This is a genomic window from Streptomyces sp. Ag109_O5-1 (assembly GCF_003814875.1).
GTDB lineage: Bacteria > Actinomycetota > Actinomycetes > Streptomycetales > Streptomycetaceae > Streptomyces > Streptomyces sasae.
Window position 1 is genome coordinate 10,834,096 of sequence record NZ_RKQF01000001.1, and the last position, 14,615, is coordinate 10,848,710.

The following is a 14,615-nucleotide window of genomic DNA, read 5'->3' on the forward strand; positions in this document are numbered from 1 at the left end:
GACTGAGATGACCGGCGGCGGAGCGCACGCGATGACCGACCACACGGGTGCCCGGCTGCGCCACGGCCGGCAGACCGTGGACGGCGTCGATCTCCATTACGCGCTGGCCGGCTCGGGCGAACCCGTGGTGCTCCTGCACGGGGTCCCGAAGACGATGTTCTTCTGGCGCCACGTCATTCCGCTGCTCACGCCCCATCACACGGTCGTCGCGCTCGACCTCCGGGGCTTCGGAGGGTCCGCGCGCCCGCCGTCCGGCTACGACACCCGGACCCTGGCCGGCGATGTCGCCGCAGTGATGACAGCGCTGGGCTTCGAGAGGTTCCGCGTGGTGGGCGAGGACTGGGGCGCCGCCGTCGCGTACGCCGTCGCGGCATTCCACCGGACGAGGGTCGTGCAACTCGTCTACCAGGAGACCAGGTTGCCCGGCCTTGACGTACCGGACCTTTCTCCGCTGCCACCCGAGGACCCCCGAACCGGCTGGCACCGCGCGCTGTTCGCCTTGCCGCACTACCCGGAGCTGCTCATCGCGGGCCGGGAACGGGCGTTCTGGACGTACTTCATGCGCCGGATCATGGCGGATCCCAGCGCGTACAGCGATGCCGACGCCGACGAATACACGCGCGGCCTCGAACAACCGGGTGGGAACCACGCCGTCTTCGAGCTCTACCGGGCCACCGAGACCGACGCGGAGCAGAACCGGCCCCAGTTCGCCGACCCGCTGACCTGCCCGGTGCTGGCGGTCGGCGGCCGTGCGTACCTGGCCGCCGAGCCGGGTCATCAGATGGCGCAGGTTGCGAGGGACGTACGCAGCACCGTCATCGAGAGCGCCGGACACAACATCCCGCTGGAGGCGCCCGAGGAACTCGCCCGTACCTACCTCGACTTCTTCGCCGGCCGTGACCAGGGGACGACGGAGTGACGTCAAGTCCCTTATCGGGTACGGCAGTCGGGGTAGATTCGGTCAGATGAACGATCCCGGTGTCATCATCCGCGCTGCCGAATCCGCCGACTCTGCCGACATCTACCGCCTCCTGACCGGGTTCGTGACGAGTCACCGCCCCGAACGCGCCGTCTTCGACCGCACCACGTTCCCCCGGATCATCGAGGCCGCCGCCGTGGGCGGCGCCGAGTTCCTGGTCGCCGAGCGGGGTGCACGCGTGGCCGGATACGTCCTCGCCGTACGTATGCCCACCCTCTTCGCGGGCGGCACGGTGCTGGAACTGCTGGAGCTTACCGTGGACGCCCCGTTGCGCGGCCGTGGCACGGGCTCCGCACTGATCCGGGCGGTGCAGGCGCGGGCGAAGGAGGCGAACGACGTGGAGGTGACCGTACCGACACGCCGGGCCGCCGTGTTCTACCGCGCCCTGGGATTCCACGAGACCGCCGCCTACCTCAAGTGGCCCACGGCCTGAGGGAACGAACAGAAGCGCGCGGAGACCAGGACCCAAGTGCGTATCGGGAGCGCGCTCTTCGGGTGCCCCGCCGCTCATGCGTCGCCGAAGGGATCTGCTTTGGTATAGACCTTGACTCCAAATCAACAGGACAGCACACTGTCGCGCAAACCTCCACGAACGGTTCGACCGATCGTCATCCCGTGAGAGCGCTCTCACGTTGTCTTCGTCCAACGGCTCCGACTACTCGACGGTGTTGGAGGCCACCACCGGCGCGGCCCATGGACGTCCAGGTGAAGGGCGGCCTGTCTACCGGCGCGGTGCACGTGCGGGCCACCCGGACCAACAGCCCCAGCAATGCCACGGACTTCGTGCACCCCCAGGACATCACCCCGACCGGCGGCGTACTCCCAGCTCAAGACCTGCTCCGCGGCCGAGGTCGCCGCGATGATCGAGGGTGTGCTGCGGCACTGCACCGAGATGGTGGTCGACCGCCAGTACACCGACACCCACGGCGCAGCCGTCGTCGGGTTCGCCTTCGCGCACATGCTCGGCTTCAACCTGTTCCCGCGCCTGAAGAACATCGGCTCCGCCCGCCTTTACCGGCCGGCAGCCGGCGAGGACGAGGCCTGGCCCCGCCTCCAACCCGTCCTGTCGTCCAAGACGATCGACTGGGACCTGATCACCCAGTAGTACGACCAGATCGTCGGACAACGGGCCGATCACCGTCACGCAGTAGTCCTGGCACCATACGCGCGGTTCGCGTTCAGCGCACTGGGAAGCCGAACGAATACCCCTGTTCCTTCAGCCACGGCAGCACCTCGCGCAGCGCGGCCACGGTCTCGGAGCGGTCGCCGCCCGCGTCGTGGAAGAGGACGGTCGGGCCGTTGGGAATCTCGCCCTTGACCGTGGCGACGATGGTGGCCGTACCGGGGCGTTCGAAGTCCTTGGAGTCGACGTTCCAGCCGAGCGGCCGCATGCCGTGCGACGCGGCGAGCTTCCTGCTGTACGGCGTGAAGGCGCCGCCCGGGGCCCGGTAGTAGAGCGGCCGTACGCCCCCGGACGCCTTGGTGATCATGCTCTCGGCGTTGAGGATCTCCTGCGACTGGTAGGCCTCGGACTTGTGGTCCATGGTGGTGTCGTGCGACACCGTGTGGTCGCAGAGCCGGTGCCCCGCCGCCACCACCGCCTTGACCAGGTCCGGGTGCGCCTGCGCCTCGGGGCCGATCATGCAGAACGTGGCCTTCACGCCGTACTCCTTGAGCACCTGGAGCACCTGGGGCGTCCAGACCGGGTCCGGACCGTCGTCGATGGTGATGTTCACCCCGCGGGCGCCCTGGTCCGAGGCGTGCGCGATCTCCACCGACACGGGGGCCGCCTTGGGGACCGTCCGGTGCGCCGAAGTCTTCGGTCCAGCCTGCCCGTTGACCGGGCCGGCCTGCGCGGACCACAGCGAGGCGGCCACGGTCACCGCCGTGACCCCGATCGCCGCCCCGATTACCTGGCCGTACCAACCCCGCCCGCCGTGCCGCGCCATGCCCGCCCCGATCCCTGCTTGTTCCGTCGATCCCGTGCATTCGTCAGGACGGAATACGGCGGCCACCGGATCCATCCGTTACCGATCACGGACAATTCCGCGAGAGTACCGCGACAGGCGCTCTGCGAATCTCCTAACGCCCGGCGGGGCGAACGGTGTTGGCGGCGATGGAACAACATACGGAACGACATGGGGCGCAGCGGCCGGTCGACGGCCCGGCGCCTGGTCACACGTGACGGTCGGAGGCCTGGTCCGCAGGCCTCCGACCGTCAGTGGAGCCGAGTGTCAACTCCCGTGCAGTGCAGCCTTGATGGCGCCGATCGCGGTACGGCGTGCGATATCGGTGGCGTGGCAGTCGCGGAGGCTGTCGAGCATCAGGAAGTCATGCACCATGCCCAGCACGCGTACGGCGGTGACGGGGACACCGGCTTCCCGGAGGCGGGCCGCATAGGCCTCGCCCTCGTCGCGCAGCACGTCCGCCTCGTCGGTGATCACGAGGGCGGGCGGCAGGCCCCTGAGCTCGTCGAGGGAGGCGCGCAGTGGAGCCGCGTAGCGTTCCTTGCGCTGGGAGTCGTCGCCGGTGTACTGGTCCCAGAACCAGACCATGCCGTCCCGGGTGAGGTAGTAGCCCTCGGCGAACTGCAGGTAGGACGGCGTGTCGAAGTTCGCGTCGGTGACCGGGTAGAGCAGGATCTGCGCGGCGAGGGAGATGCCGCCGCGGTCCTTGGCCATCTGGGCCAGCACGGCCGACATACAGCCGCCGACGGAGTCGCCGCAGACGACCGCGCGGGACGGGTCGAGACCATGCTCGGCGCCGTGCGCCACGACCCACTGGGCGACCGCGTAGTTCTGCTCGATCTGGGTCGGGTACTGGGCCTCGGGCGCCAGGTCGTAGACCGGGAAGACGGCCGCCGCCTGCGCGCCGACGGCGAGTTCGCGGACGAGCCGGTCATGGGTGTGCTCGTCGCCGAAGACCCAGCCGGCCCCGTGGATGTAGATGATCACGGGGAGGGGACCCGTGGCACCCGCGGGTTTGACGATACGGGTGCGGACGTTGCCCCATTCCCCGGCGTCGACGTCGGCCCAGCTCTCGTCGATCGCGGGTCTGGGCACGCCCTCCCCGGTCTGCAGGCCGGCCAGGATGTCGCGGCCCTGGGGCGGTGGTACCTCGTAGATCCGGGGGTGGGGCGCGGTGCCGTCGGCGAGTTCCTGGGCTGCCTTCTCCAGGTACGGGGTGGGCGGCGGGGGCAGATCTTTCATGATGAACCTCCAGAACGTACCGGCGCCGGCCCGGTGCGGCCGTTCGGTCGCTCGCTTCCACAGCTCATCCTGCCCGAGGACCCAACGGAGGGCGCGTCGGCGATCGGGGCCTGCCGGGTGCCGTCCGGGGTCGGCCGGGTGTCGTCGCAGCCCGGACTGGCGCCGGAACCGGGCACCGGGAATCACGCACTTCGCGTGGTTTCCGACCCCCGGCACCACGCGCCCCGAGGGCAACTGGACAACGGCTCCGGGGCTGGCCAGTATGGGGCGCACGAATCCGGTGATTGGACTCACGCGGGCCACAAGCAGCGCAAGCCGGCCCCTGTCGAGTGCCTTGGGGTTGACCATTGGACGAGCTGTTCGGGCGGGACGAGGAATGCGGTCGGCGGACAGCAGCGCTCGACGACGCCCGACGGGGGATGAGCGGGGTCCTGGTCCTGCGCGGCGGGCCGGGAACCGGCAAGAGCACGCTGCTCGACCACCTCCAGACCAGAGCGGCCCCCGACTTCGAGATCATGCGGTTCGACGCCGTGGAGTCCGAGACGGAACTCGGCTTCGCCGCCCTGCACCAGCTTCTCAGACCGCATCTGGCCCAGCTGCCCAAGCTGCCCGACCCGCAGAGCGAGGCCCTCCGCCAGGTCTTCGGGCTGCAGGAGCGGACCAGTCCGCCGGACCGGTTCCTCGTCGCCCTCGCCTCGCTGGGGCTGGTGGCCGCCCGCGACGACGACCGGCCGCTGCTGTGCCTGGTGGACGACGCCCACTGGCTGGACGAGGAGTCCGCCGCGGTGCTGGCCTTCGTGGCCCGCCGGCTGCACGCCGACGCCATCACCATGGTCTTCGCCGCCCGGGACCACCTCGACCGCGTCGACCACCTGGCGGGACTCCCCGAACTGCCGGTGACCGGCCTCGGTGCGGACGCGGCCGGACGGCTGCTGGAATCGGTGGTCTCCGGCGTCCTGGACCCCGATGTCCGCGACCGGATCATCGCCTCGACCGCCCAGCGGCGGCGACGAAGTGCCCCCCAGGAGGCCCGGGTCGCCCGGCTCGCCGCCGGCGGCGCCACCAACGGGGAGATCGCCGCCCAGCTCTTCCTCAGTGTGCACACGGTCGACTGCCACCTGCGCAAGGTCTTCCGGAAGCTCGACGTCCACTCCCGGCGCGAGCTGGCTGCCCGCCGCGACCGCATCACGTCGGCGTAGGCCCCGGGAACGGCCCGTGTCACGTGGTGGCGACGACCGCCGACTACGGACTGTACGGGATGACATGACCCCGCGTTCCGGCGGAGGGTGATCGAGAGGGCAGGCGTCCGAGAGGTGAGGGCCATGACGTCACCGTCGTCCGAGGCGGAGATCGTCAAGGGCCGCGCAGGAACCCGGAGGAGGTGCCCATGCACGACCTGCTCGCCTTGGCGGTACAGGCTCACAGGCTCACGGCGGTGCCGGCACCTGGCGCGAGCTGTCCCGTTTCCGCGCCCGGGTCCACTTCGGCGGAGCCATCTGGGCGGTCAAGGGCAGGCAGGGCGCCTTCCGCGACATCACCGTCAGCGGGGACACTCGCCGACAGCGCCTGACCATCGCCCCGTACCCCGGACGGGGGCGGCACGCCACCTGGGAGCCGGGCCGCCAGACCCTCCGGCAGGACGACGGCGTCTGGTGGCCGAACAACTCGGCCTCCGGGCCCGGTTCGCCGCCCACACCCGGCAGACGGCCTGGGACGAGTTCCACGCCGCCTACTTCGCGGCGGAGGTGCTGTGGCACTGCCTCACCATGCCGTTCCACCTGCTGAGCTGCGACATCCGCACCGAGCAGGCCCGCCCCTGGCACGAGGAGGGCGCGGTCTGGCCGGCCGTCCGCATCACCTACCCGGACGGCTTCGCCGCCCCGTAGAGACGGCAGACCCTCTGCGTCGACGAGGACGGCCTGCTGCGCCGGACCGACCTCGGCCTCGACCTGCTCGGTCCCGGCGCGGCCGTAGCATACGCTGCGCGGCACCGGATCTTCGACGGCATCGTCGTCCCCACCCGGCACCATGTCTACGTCCGGAACCCGGACGGCACGCGGGTCACCGAATACACGTCCCTGGCCATCGACATGGACGACGTGCAGTTCGTATGACGGGAAATCCGAAGGGAGTTGCTCGTGGCAGCCGGTGACAGCGCGCCCGGCCGCTGCCACGACGAGGTGTGGGGGACCCGCACCGTCGGCGCCTCACCGCGCCTCATCGCACCTCGCCGGGTCCTACGAGCGGACCCGGACGCGGTCACCCCGGTCCCTCGCCGGCCTGCCTGCCACCACACCGGAGTCGGAGGCGTGCGCCAGGCAGCAGGCTGAGGCCGTGGGCTCAGCCGGCCGTGTCGGCCTCCCGGACCAGTTCGATCGCCCTGCCCAGCGTGGTGAGCCGGGCCTCCGGCGTCTCCCCGGCCGGATACAGGCGGACGGTGTCGACACCGGCGTCACGCCAGATGGCGAGGCGCTCGCGCACCATGGCCTCCGTGCCGATCAGTGTCGTACCGAGCACCATCTCGTCGGTCACCAGAGCGGTCGCGCCGTCCCGGTCGCCGGCCTGCCAGCGTTCGCGGACCTCGGCGGCGACCTCGGCCCAGCCCTGGCGGCTGTAGGCGTTGTTGTAGAAGTTGGTGGAGGCCGACCCCATCCCGCCCAGGCTGAAGGCGAGTTCCTTCTTGCGCCCGGCGACCATCGCGCCGAGCGCCTCCTCGTCGGGCGCGAAGGCGACCTCGGCGCCCTGGCAGACGTCCAGGTCCGCGCGGGTACGGCCGCTGCGGGCCAGGCCCTCGTCGAGATGGGCGAAGTAGGCGTCGCCCGCGCCCTCCGGCACGAAGCTGGTGCCCAGCCACCCGTCGGCGACCTCACCGGTCAGCCGGAGCATGGCGGGGGACAGGGCGGCCAGGTAGACGGGGATCGGGTGCTCGGCACGCATCGACAGCCGCATCGGGACGGCCTCGCCGCCGGGCAGGGGGAGGGTGAACTCGGTGCCGGAGTAGGAGAGCCGGCCGCCGTCGACCACCCGCCGGACGATCTCCACCGTCTCCCGCATCCGCCGCAGCGGCCGGGCGAAGGGCACACCGTGCAGCCCCTCGATCACCTGCGGGCCGGAGGCGCCGAGGCCTAGCAGGAAGCGCCCGCCAGACAGGTTGGAGAGCGTGACGGCCGTCTGAGCCACGGCAGTTGGCGTCCGGGTGCCCAGCTGCATGACACCGGAGCCGAGCAGCATCCGGTCGGTGAGCGCCGCGTAGTAGCCGAGCGCGGAGGGTGCGTCGGAGCCCCAGGCCTCGGCGACCCAGCAGATGTCCAGGCCCAGCTTCTCGGCCTCGACGACGAAGTCGGCCTGCTGGGACCAGTGTTCGCCGCCCGAGGCCTCGATCGTGGTGGCGGTCCGCATCACGCCTCCGCCCGCTGCTTGATCTGCGCGAGGGTGGCGGTGATGCCACGCTCGAACTCCCGCAGCCGTACGAACACGATCTTCTGTTCCTTGTCCGGCATCCGGTCGATCGCCACGGACAACCCGGAACGTCCCGGCCCCAGTTGCATCCACTGGGAGAGTTCGGTCCCGCCGTCCTCGGGGCGGAGCCGGAACCGCCACACCGCGGAGGGGTCGGCGGGGTCCTGCACGGCCCAGGCCAGCACCGACCCCGGTTCGCACTCGATCACATGGGAGGTGGTCTCCCACTTGCCGAACGCCTCGTGCTCACTGCGGCCGACGAACCTGGCCCCCACCGCCGGGCCGGAGGCGCCGTCGAGCCAGGCGACCGACCGGAGCTCCTCGCTCATGTCCGGCATCAGTTCGATGTCGCTGACCAGGGCCCACACCCTCTCGGGCGGGGCGTCGATCCAGGTCCGCACCTCGACCGTGGGTTTGTCCGTGTAGCGCGCGCCTGTCCACTCCAAGACCGTCGGCCTCCTCGCCATTAAGGGGTCTGACCTCCAGAGTTGCTAGATGAGACCCACTCTGTCAAGAGGCGTAGGGGGTCGCGGCGGGCTCAGTCGGTGCCGAACCGCCGTCGGATGTCCGGGCGCTGCCTGAGCCGCTCCGGGTATCCGGGCCCCATCCGCATCGAGGTCTCCTCGGACCGCAGCGGTGTCCGGCACAGGGAGCAGACGACCTCGGGGACGGTGTCGTGGTCGCATGCCTCGTGGTGGAACACCACCGGGACACCCTGCTCCCCGGCCAGCCAGCGGTCGCCCCACGCGGACATCGCGGCGAGCACCGCGAACAGGTCCCGCCCCTTCTCCGTGAGGACGTAGTCGTAACGCGGCGGCTCGCTCCCGTACAGCCGCTTCTCCAGGATCCGCTCGTCCACCAGCAGGCGCAGCCGGTCGGTCAACGTGTTGCGGGCGATGCCCAGTTCCTGCTGGAACTCGTCGAAGCGACGGATCCCGTAGAACGCTTCCCGCACCACCAGCGGCGTCCAGTGGTCACCCAGCAGATCGACGGCCCGTGCGATGGAGCACGGCCACTTGGCGAACGACGTCCGTTTCATGACCTTACGATAGTCCGTACCGTAGAGAGTTTCACCATGAAACCCAGCTGATGGTGGCTGTTCACGTAGCGTCCCGCCCGGCGAGACTACGAGGTTCCCGTGATGTGGCCGCCATCGCGCACGGGCAAATCTGGGCCCACTGTGGTCAGTTCACCCAACGCACTGTTGTGCCCGGGCCTGCCGGCGGTCGTCCTAGGGGTCGGCGTGGCAACCGTCCCGGGCCGGGCGGTACCGCTGCGTGGGCGTTCCGACCAGCTGTCGCGGGGGCTGAGCGTGCTGCGTCGTACGGTCCGGCACCGTCGGAGCGGCATCGTCCTCGTCACCGGCGAACCCGGCATCGGCAAGAGCGCGCTTCTGGACGCCCTGGCCTGCGAGGCCCGGCGGCTGGGGTTCGTGGTCGGGAGGAGTGCGGACCGGCTCGGCGGCCCGCCTTCGGTACCGGTCCGCCGGATGCTCGACGGCGTGGGCGGCAGCCCCTCCCTCGCCGTGCGGGTCCTGGAAGGACTGGTCCGGGCCGCGGCGAGTCCGCCGAACGCGTGCCCGACGAGTTCATCGCGGGTGTACGCCAATCGCTCGCCGGGCTCGGTCCGGCGGCCGCCGACGTGGTGCGGATGGCCGCGGTGCTGGGGCGGACGTTCGCCGTGGACGAGATGACCGAACTCCTCGCACCCCGGCACGGACAGCCGGCGGTCACCGCCGGGGTGGAGGCGGCCCTCGCCTCCGGACTGCTCAGCGCTGTCGAACATCTGGTCGGTTTCCGTCACGGCCTGGTGCGCGAGACCGTCTACAACGCCTTGTCGGACGGGATCCGGCGCCGCTTCCACCGCAGCTGCGCCCAGTTCCTGATCGACGGCGGGCACAGCCCCCTGGAGGCGGCCCCGCACGCCCGGCGCAGTGCCACGCCCGACGACGAGGCCGGCATCAGGATCCTCCCAGCCGCCGCGGACGAGGCCGTCCCGGCCATGCCCGAGACCGCCGCGGAACTGATCACCGAGGCGTTCCGGATGGTGCGTCCGGGCGGCAGGATGTGGCTGGAGACGGGCCGGCGCTGTGTGGAACTGCTCGGCCGGGTCCAGCATGCAGCCGACGCGGTGCGCATCGCGGAGAGCCTGCTGCGGCGGACCGGCGACCCGGGGGCGACGGCCCGGATCCGGGTGCTGATGTCACGGGCGCAGTGGCTGACCGGGGAGCTCGGCGACTCCGCCGAGCGGATCGGCGAAGTGCTGGCGCTGCTCAGTGCGCTTTCACTGGTCATGACGTGTTCCTCCGCCAGGGTGGGCGGCCGGACGGCTCCCTCGGCCCGTCCTCCGGCCGTGATCCGGCTCGCGGCGCGCAGTCGAGTCCGGTGCGCACCGCCTCGTACGGCGTCCCGTGACGCTCGTAGTCACCGGCCCGCCCACACCACGAACCCACGGGATGCGAGCGGCCCGGGCACGTAAAACCATGAACTCCTGTACGGCGGCAAACCATGGAACACGGAACGAGGTGTCCGAGCATGAAGATCGAGGGATCTGTCGCGCTGGTGACCGGAGCCAACCGGGGGATCGGGCTGGCGTTCTCGCGGGCCCTGCTGGCCCGGGGCGCCGCCAAGGTGTACGCGGGCGTCCGGCGGCCGGAGGACTTCGACGAGCCCGGGCTGGAGCCGCTGCGGCTCGACGTCACCGACCACGAGCAGATCGCGGCAGCCGCCCGGACGGCGTCCGACGCGACCATCGTGATCAACAACGCCGGCATCCAGGCCGGGCCGAGCCTGCTGGAGGGCTCCCTGGACGGCGCGCGGCGGGAGCTGGAGGTGAACTACCTGGGCACCTGGGCCGTCTCGCGGGCCTTCGCGCCGGTGCTCGCCGCCCACGGTGGCGGAGCCCTGGTGAACATGCTGTCCGTGGCCTCGTGGCGGGCGAACAACCGGTTCCCCGGCTACGCCGCCTCGAAGTCGGCGCAGTGGTCCCTGACCAACGCGCTCCGGGTCGCCCTGCGGGAGCAGGGGACGCTCGTCGTCGGCGTGCACGTCGGCTGGGTGGACACCGACGCCACCGCGGGCATCGACGCGCCGAAGGCGGATGCGGCCGAGGTGGCGGCGCAGACCATGGACGCGATCGAGAGCGGCGAGCCCGAGGTACTCGTCGACGACACGGCCCGCCGGGTGCGCGCCGCGCTGTCCGGTCCGCTGGATCTCCTCTACCCGAGCGCCTGATCGTGCGACGGTGGACCCTGGAGAGCGACCCGACACAACGGTGAGGTGGAGCCATGCAGACCGACTTCGACGTCGTCGTCCTGGGAGCCGGGCCGGGCGGCTATGTGGCCGCGATCCGCGCCGCCCAACTGGGCCTGCGCACCGCCATCGTGGAGGCGCGCTTCTGGGGCGGCGTGTGTCTGAACATCGGCTGCATCCCCGCGAAGGCACTGCTGCGCAACGCCGAGGTCGCCCAGCTGATCCAGCACGACGCGGAGAAGTTCGGAGTGAAGATCAGCGGGGAGGTGAGCCTGGACTACCGCGCCGCCTACGAACGCAGCCGCGTGGTGGCCGACGGCCGCGTCAAGGGTGTCGGCTACCTCATGCGCAAGAACAAGATCGAGCAGTTCGACGGGCAGGGCACCTTCCTCGACCCCCACACCCTGCACGTGCGGATGCAGGACGGCGAGACGACACTCTCCTTCCGCTCCTGCATCATCGCGACCGGCTCGACCGTGAAACTGCTGCCCGGTACGACGCTGGGCCGCCGCGTCGTCACCTACGAGGAGCAGATCCTCTCCGACAGCCTCCCGTCGAGCCTGGTCATCGCGGGCGCCGGGGCCATCGGTGTCGAGTTCGCGTATCTGCTGCGGTCGTACGGCGTCGACGTCACGTTGGTCGAGTTCCTCGACCGGATCGCCCCGCTGGAGGACGAGGAGGTCTCGGCCGAGCTCACCCGGCGCTTCAAACGGCAGGGCATCAAGGTCCTGACCTCGACGGCGGTGCAGTCCATCGAGGAGACCGAGGACCGGGTCCGGGTGACCGTCCGCAAGGGCGACACGGAGCAGGTCCTCGAAGCGGAGAAGGTGCTCCAGGCCACCGGCTTCCAGCCGCGCACCGCCGGCTACGGCCTGAGCAGCACCGGGGTACGGCTCACCGAGCGCGGTGCCATCGACATCGACGGGTACTGCCGCACCAGTCAGCCGCATATCTACGCCATCGGTGACGTCACCGCGAAGCTGATGCTGGCGCACACCGCCGAGGCGATGGGCATTGTCGCCGCCGAGAGCATCGCCGGCGCGGAGACCATGGAGCTGGACTACCGGATGATCCCGCGCGCGACGTTCTGCCAGCCCCAGATCGCCAGCTTCGGCTGGACCGAGGCCGAGGCCCGCGCCGAGGGCTTCGACGTGCGCGTGGCGAAGTTCCCCTTCACGGCCAACGCCAAGGCGCACGGCTTCGGCGACACGGTCGGCTTCGTGAAACTGGTCAGCGACACCCGGTACGGCGAACTGCTCGGCGCCCACATGATCGGCCCGGACGTGACCGAGCTCCTGCCCGAGCTGACCCTGGCCCAGAAGTGGGACCTCACGGTCAACGAACTCGCGAGGAACGTCCATGCGCACCCGACCCTGAGCGAGGCGGTCCAGGACGCCCTGCACGGGCTCGCCGGACACATGATCAACCTCTGACGGCACCGCGCGGGCCGCTCCTACGCACCCGCGCGAACGGACTACGCGCGTCACGGGATCCCGCACGGTCCCGTGACGGGCAGGATCGCAGTGCGGCCACCGGGCCGCTGTTCCACGGAAAATCCGGTGCCTGTACTCCACAGGACAGTCCGACGCACGACAGAGCGAGGATCGATCTCATGCCCATGATTGACGTGTACGCAGCCAAGGGGATCATCAAGGACCGCAAGGGACTGGCCCGGGATCTCGCTCAGGCGATCATGCGCTGGGAGAAGGTCCCGGTCATCCCGTTCTTCACGGACAACACGGCCGCGTTCGTCCACGAGCTGGACGCGGACGGCTTCTCCACCGCGGGCGGCGGCACCGACCACGTGCGCGTCAACGTCACCACCAACGCCGGCGCACTCGACCGTGAGCAGCAGCTCGGCTTGGTCAAGGAGATCTCCGGACTGGTCGCCTCGGCCGCGGGGAACCCCTCCCTCGCCGAGCGCACCTGGGTCACCCTGACCGAGGCGGTTCCCGGCGGCTGGAGCATAGGCGGCCACGCCTACACCAACGACGAGATCGTCCAGCACGTGCGCGCGTTGCTGGGCAAGGGCTGACCCTGCTGCTCGCTGGCACGCGCTCTCGAAGTCGTCGGGGAGCGTTGGACGTTGCTGGTCATGCGGGACGCCTTCTACGGCGTCCGGCGTTTCAAGGACTTCTTCGCACACCTCGACGCGCCGCGAACCGTCCTGAGTACGCGGCTGTCCGCCCTGGTCGACGCCGGCCTGCTCGAACGCCGGCCCGACCCGGAGCACGGCGGCCGCCACCTCTACGAGGTGACCGACAAGGGGAAGACGCTGTGGCCGCCCCTGTATGCCCTGCGTGCCTGGGGCGAGCGGTACGCGGGCGACGACCGCGAGCCCCGCCGGATGTTCACACACGCGGGTTGCGGCGACCCGCTCGACCACACCGCTCGCTGCGTCGCCTGTGATGTGGTTCCGGAACCCCAGGACGTCATGCTCGTCCCGCTGGGCGCACCGGGGGAGAGGGCGCGCACGGATCCGGTCGCCGTGAGCCTGCAGAAGCCCCACCGCCTGCTCGACCCTCTGCCGGACAGGCGGCCCGCGGCCGGCTGAGCGCGCGCGGACGACCCCGGCGGGGCGCCGGCCTACGGGCCGGTCGCGCTTTCGATGGCGGTCGTACTATGACATGACGGTTCCGAAGCCGCCCCGAGGAGTGACCGTGGCCCGCCCTCGCACCACCGCACGCACAGTGGAGCACCCCGACCTGTCCGAGGTCTCGCTCCAGCAGGTGCTGGAGGCGCTGGTGGACCCGGTACGCCGACTGGTCGTGTCGCAACTGGCGCGCGCGGGCGAGGACCTGAGCTGCGGGACGTTCGACGCGCCGGTGTCGCTCTCCACGCTGACGCACCACTTCACCGTGCTCCGCGAGGCCGGTGTGATCCGGCAGTACTACGTCGGCACCGCGAAGATGAACACGCTGCGCACCGAAGAGATGGAACAGCGCTTCCCCGGGCTGCTGTCGGCCGTGCTGGCCGCTGCGGCCCGGGAGGGCGAGGCCGGCGCGGTCTGAGGTCGCAGGTCAGGAAGCCGCCATCCTGGCGGCGGCGTCGTAGATGAGCCGGGCGTGCAGCTCGAACAGGGACACCAGGTCGACGGAGTCGCCGTTGACCTCCCGGTGCACGAACAGGCCGTCGGCGCCGGCCACCGCGTAGGTGGTCAGGGTGTCCACGTCGGCCTCGTCCAGGCTCGGGAAGAGGGCGGCGATCACCTCGGCGATCCGCCGCTGGGAGATCGCGCGGACCTGGAGGAAGACCGTACGGCCGCGGGGCTCGGTGGGGCGGCGTTCCAGCGCCAGCATCAGGCCGAGGCGCAGGAAGTCCGGCGCGGCGACCAGTGACCTGGCCACGTTCGCGGCCATCAGGGTGACCCGTTCCAACGGGGTGCCCGCGTCGTCCCCGGGCAGTTCGACGGCGGTCAGCCAGGTCTCGAAGCTGCGCTCGATGACGGCGGCGATCAGGTCGTCCTTGTCCTTGAAGTGCCAGTAGATCGAGCTGGCGGGCAGCCCGCACTTGGCGCTGACGGCCGCGATCGAGGTGCCGTCGTAGCCGCGCTCACCGGCGATCTCGACGGTGGCGTCGAGGATGCGCTGGCGCGACTCCACCCCGTTCGCACGCTTCCTGCGCGTCGTCTGCGGCACGGTCATCTCTGCGCCCTCCGGAGATCATGGCGGCCGCCGGGGCAGGCCGTAGCTGAAGTATCCACTCTAATTGGAGCAG

17 protein-coding genes and 1 pseudogene are annotated in these 14,615 nt (G+C 70.7%); 12 read left to right on the top strand and 6 right to left on the bottom strand.

What is annotated here, in order from left to right:
- The first annotated feature begins 7 nt into the window (after nucleotides 1-7).
- From EDD90_RS49305 to EDD90_RS49315, 3 genes and pseudogenes are all read left to right on the top strand, one after another.
- A complete protein-coding gene (locus tag EDD90_RS49305; RefSeq protein ID WP_123979555.1) occupies nucleotides 8-919 on the top strand; it encodes an alpha/beta fold hydrolase in 912 nt (303 codons plus the stop codon).
- 46 nt (nucleotides 920-965) lie between these two features.
- Nucleotides 966-1,412, top strand: coding sequence for a GNAT family N-acetyltransferase (locus EDD90_RS49310; protein WP_123979557.1), 447 nt, complete (start codon nucleotides 966-968; stop codon nucleotides 1,410-1,412).
- Nucleotides 1,413-1,796: 384 nt separating this feature from the next.
- A pseudogene (locus tag EDD90_RS49315) lies at nucleotides 1,797-2,081 on the top strand (Tn3 family transposase); the annotation flags it as partial.
- A gap of 76 nt (nucleotides 2,082-2,157) precedes the next feature.
- On the opposite strand, the gene EDD90_RS49320 reads toward EDD90_RS49315, so the two are convergent.
- On the bottom strand, nucleotides 2,158-2,928 hold the full coding sequence (locus tag EDD90_RS49320) for a polysaccharide deacetylase family protein (protein WP_123979561.1): 771 nt from the start codon (nucleotides 2,926-2,928) through the stop codon (nucleotides 2,158-2,160).
- Between the two features lie 285 nt (nucleotides 2,929-3,213).
- Nucleotides 3,214-4,188 (bottom strand): alpha/beta hydrolase, encoded by a 975-nt coding sequence (locus tag EDD90_RS49325; RefSeq protein WP_123979563.1) that lies wholly within the window; start codon nucleotides 4,186-4,188, stop codon nucleotides 3,214-3,216.
- Nucleotides 4,189-4,535: 347 nt separating this feature from the next.
- Here EDD90_RS49325 and EDD90_RS49330 point away from each other — a divergent pair, with 347 nt between their 5' ends.
- Entirely contained in the window at nucleotides 4,536-5,387 is an 852-nt protein-coding gene (locus EDD90_RS49330) for a LuxR family transcriptional regulator (protein ID WP_123979565.1), read from the top strand.
- Nucleotides 5,388-5,840: 453 nt separating this feature from the next.
- Nucleotides 5,841-6,074 carry a hypothetical protein gene (locus tag EDD90_RS49335; RefSeq protein ID WP_123979567.1) on the top strand — a complete coding sequence of 78 codons (234 nt, stop codon included), beginning with the start codon at nucleotides 5,841-5,843 and terminating at the stop codon, nucleotides 6,072-6,074.
- Nucleotides 6,075-6,528: 454 nt separating this feature from the next.
- Here EDD90_RS49335 and EDD90_RS49340 read toward each other — a convergent pair whose 3' ends face one another.
- From EDD90_RS49340 to EDD90_RS49350, 3 genes are all read right to left on the bottom strand, one after another.
- The gene (locus EDD90_RS49340; RefSeq protein ID WP_123979569.1) at nucleotides 6,529-7,587 is read right to left on the bottom strand and encodes an LLM class flavin-dependent oxidoreductase; all 1,059 of its coding nucleotides are present in this window, start codon (nucleotides 7,585-7,587) and stop codon (nucleotides 6,529-6,531) included.
- On the bottom strand, nucleotides 7,587-8,093 hold the full coding sequence (locus EDD90_RS49345; protein ID WP_123979571.1) for an SRPBCC family protein: 507 nt from the start codon (nucleotides 8,091-8,093) through the stop codon (nucleotides 7,587-7,589). The genes EDD90_RS49340 and EDD90_RS49345 overlap by 1 nt, the downstream gene beginning before the upstream one ends.
- A gap of 92 nt (nucleotides 8,094-8,185) precedes the next feature.
- Nucleotides 8,186-8,686: a helix-turn-helix domain-containing protein gene (locus tag EDD90_RS49350; protein WP_123979573.1), complete on the bottom strand. Its 501-nt coding sequence runs from the start codon at nucleotides 8,684-8,686 to the stop codon at nucleotides 8,186-8,188.
- A 204-nt stretch (nucleotides 8,687-8,890) separates the two neighbouring features.
- Between EDD90_RS49350 and EDD90_RS49355 the strand changes: the two genes are divergently transcribed.
- The 7 genes from EDD90_RS49355 to EDD90_RS49385 all read left to right on the top strand — a co-directional run bounded on the left by EDD90_RS49355 (nucleotide 8,891) and on the right by EDD90_RS49385 (nucleotide 13,909).
- Nucleotides 8,891-9,340 carry an ATP-binding protein gene (locus EDD90_RS49355; protein ID WP_185149494.1) on the top strand — a complete coding sequence of 150 codons (450 nt, stop codon included), beginning with the start codon at nucleotides 8,891-8,893 and terminating at the stop codon, nucleotides 9,338-9,340.
- The gene (locus EDD90_RS49360; protein ID WP_123979577.1) at nucleotides 9,223-10,125 is read left to right on the top strand and encodes a hypothetical protein; all 903 of its coding nucleotides are present in this window, start codon (nucleotides 9,223-9,225) and stop codon (nucleotides 10,123-10,125) included. The genes EDD90_RS49355 and EDD90_RS49360 overlap by 118 nt, the downstream gene beginning before the upstream one ends.
- Nucleotides 10,126-10,181: 56 nt before the next feature.
- Entirely contained in the window at nucleotides 10,182-10,880 is a 699-nt protein-coding gene (locus tag EDD90_RS49365) for an SDR family oxidoreductase (RefSeq protein WP_123979579.1), read from the top strand.
- Nucleotides 10,881-10,933: 53 nt separating this feature from the next.
- Entirely contained in the window at nucleotides 10,934-12,331 is a 1,398-nt protein-coding gene (gene lpdA, locus EDD90_RS49370) for a dihydrolipoyl dehydrogenase (protein ID WP_123979581.1), read from the top strand.
- A 179-nt stretch (nucleotides 12,332-12,510) separates the two neighbouring features.
- Nucleotides 12,511-12,933, top strand: coding sequence for a hypothetical protein (locus EDD90_RS49375; protein WP_123979583.1), 423 nt, complete (start codon nucleotides 12,511-12,513; stop codon nucleotides 12,931-12,933).
- Between the two features lie 12 nt (nucleotides 12,934-12,945).
- Nucleotides 12,946-13,452, top strand: coding sequence for a helix-turn-helix domain-containing protein (locus EDD90_RS49380; RefSeq protein ID WP_311737281.1), 507 nt, complete (start codon nucleotides 12,946-12,948; stop codon nucleotides 13,450-13,452).
- A gap of 106 nt (nucleotides 13,453-13,558) precedes the next feature.
- Nucleotides 13,559-13,909, top strand: coding sequence for a helix-turn-helix transcriptional regulator (locus EDD90_RS49385; RefSeq protein ID WP_260328575.1), 351 nt, complete (start codon nucleotides 13,559-13,561; stop codon nucleotides 13,907-13,909).
- Between the two features lie 9 nt (nucleotides 13,910-13,918).
- Here the strand turns inward: EDD90_RS49385 and EDD90_RS49390 are convergent, their stop codons facing one another.
- Nucleotides 13,919-14,542: a TetR/AcrR family transcriptional regulator gene (locus tag EDD90_RS49390; protein ID WP_123979589.1), complete on the bottom strand. Its 624-nt coding sequence runs from the start codon at nucleotides 14,540-14,542 to the stop codon at nucleotides 13,919-13,921.
- Nucleotides 14,543-14,615: the final 73 nt, after the last annotated feature.

Coding starts and splice junctions, on each gene's coding strand:
- EDD90_RS49305 (WP_123979555.1), top strand. CDS start 8: ATGACCGGCGGCGGAGCGCACGCGATGACCGACCACACGGGTGCCCGG.
- EDD90_RS49390 (WP_123979589.1), bottom strand. CDS start 14,542: ATGACCGTGCCGCAGACGACGCGCAGGAAGCGTGCGAACGGGGTGGAG.
- EDD90_RS49325 (WP_123979563.1), bottom strand. CDS start 4,188: ATGAAAGATCTGCCCCCGCCGCCCACCCCGTACCTGGAGAAGGCAGCC.
- EDD90_RS49375 (WP_123979583.1), top strand. CDS start 12,511: ATGCCCATGATTGACGTGTACGCAGCCAAGGGGATCATCAAGGACCGC.
- lpdA (WP_123979581.1), top strand. CDS start 10,934: ATGCAGACCGACTTCGACGTCGTCGTCCTGGGAGCCGGGCCGGGCGGC.
- EDD90_RS49350 (WP_123979573.1), bottom strand. CDS start 8,686: ATGAAACGGACGTCGTTCGCCAAGTGGCCGTGCTCCATCGCACGGGCC.
- EDD90_RS49320 (WP_123979561.1), bottom strand. CDS start 2,928: ATGGCGCGGCACGGCGGGCGGGGTTGGTACGGCCAGGTAATCGGGGCG.
- EDD90_RS49340 (WP_123979569.1), bottom strand. CDS start 7,587: ATGCGGACCGCCACCACGATCGAGGCCTCGGGCGGCGAACACTGGTCC.
- EDD90_RS49365 (WP_123979579.1), top strand. CDS start 10,182: ATGAAGATCGAGGGATCTGTCGCGCTGGTGACCGGAGCCAACCGGGGG.
- EDD90_RS49310 (WP_123979557.1), top strand. CDS start 966: ATGAACGATCCCGGTGTCATCATCCGCGCTGCCGAATCCGCCGACTCT.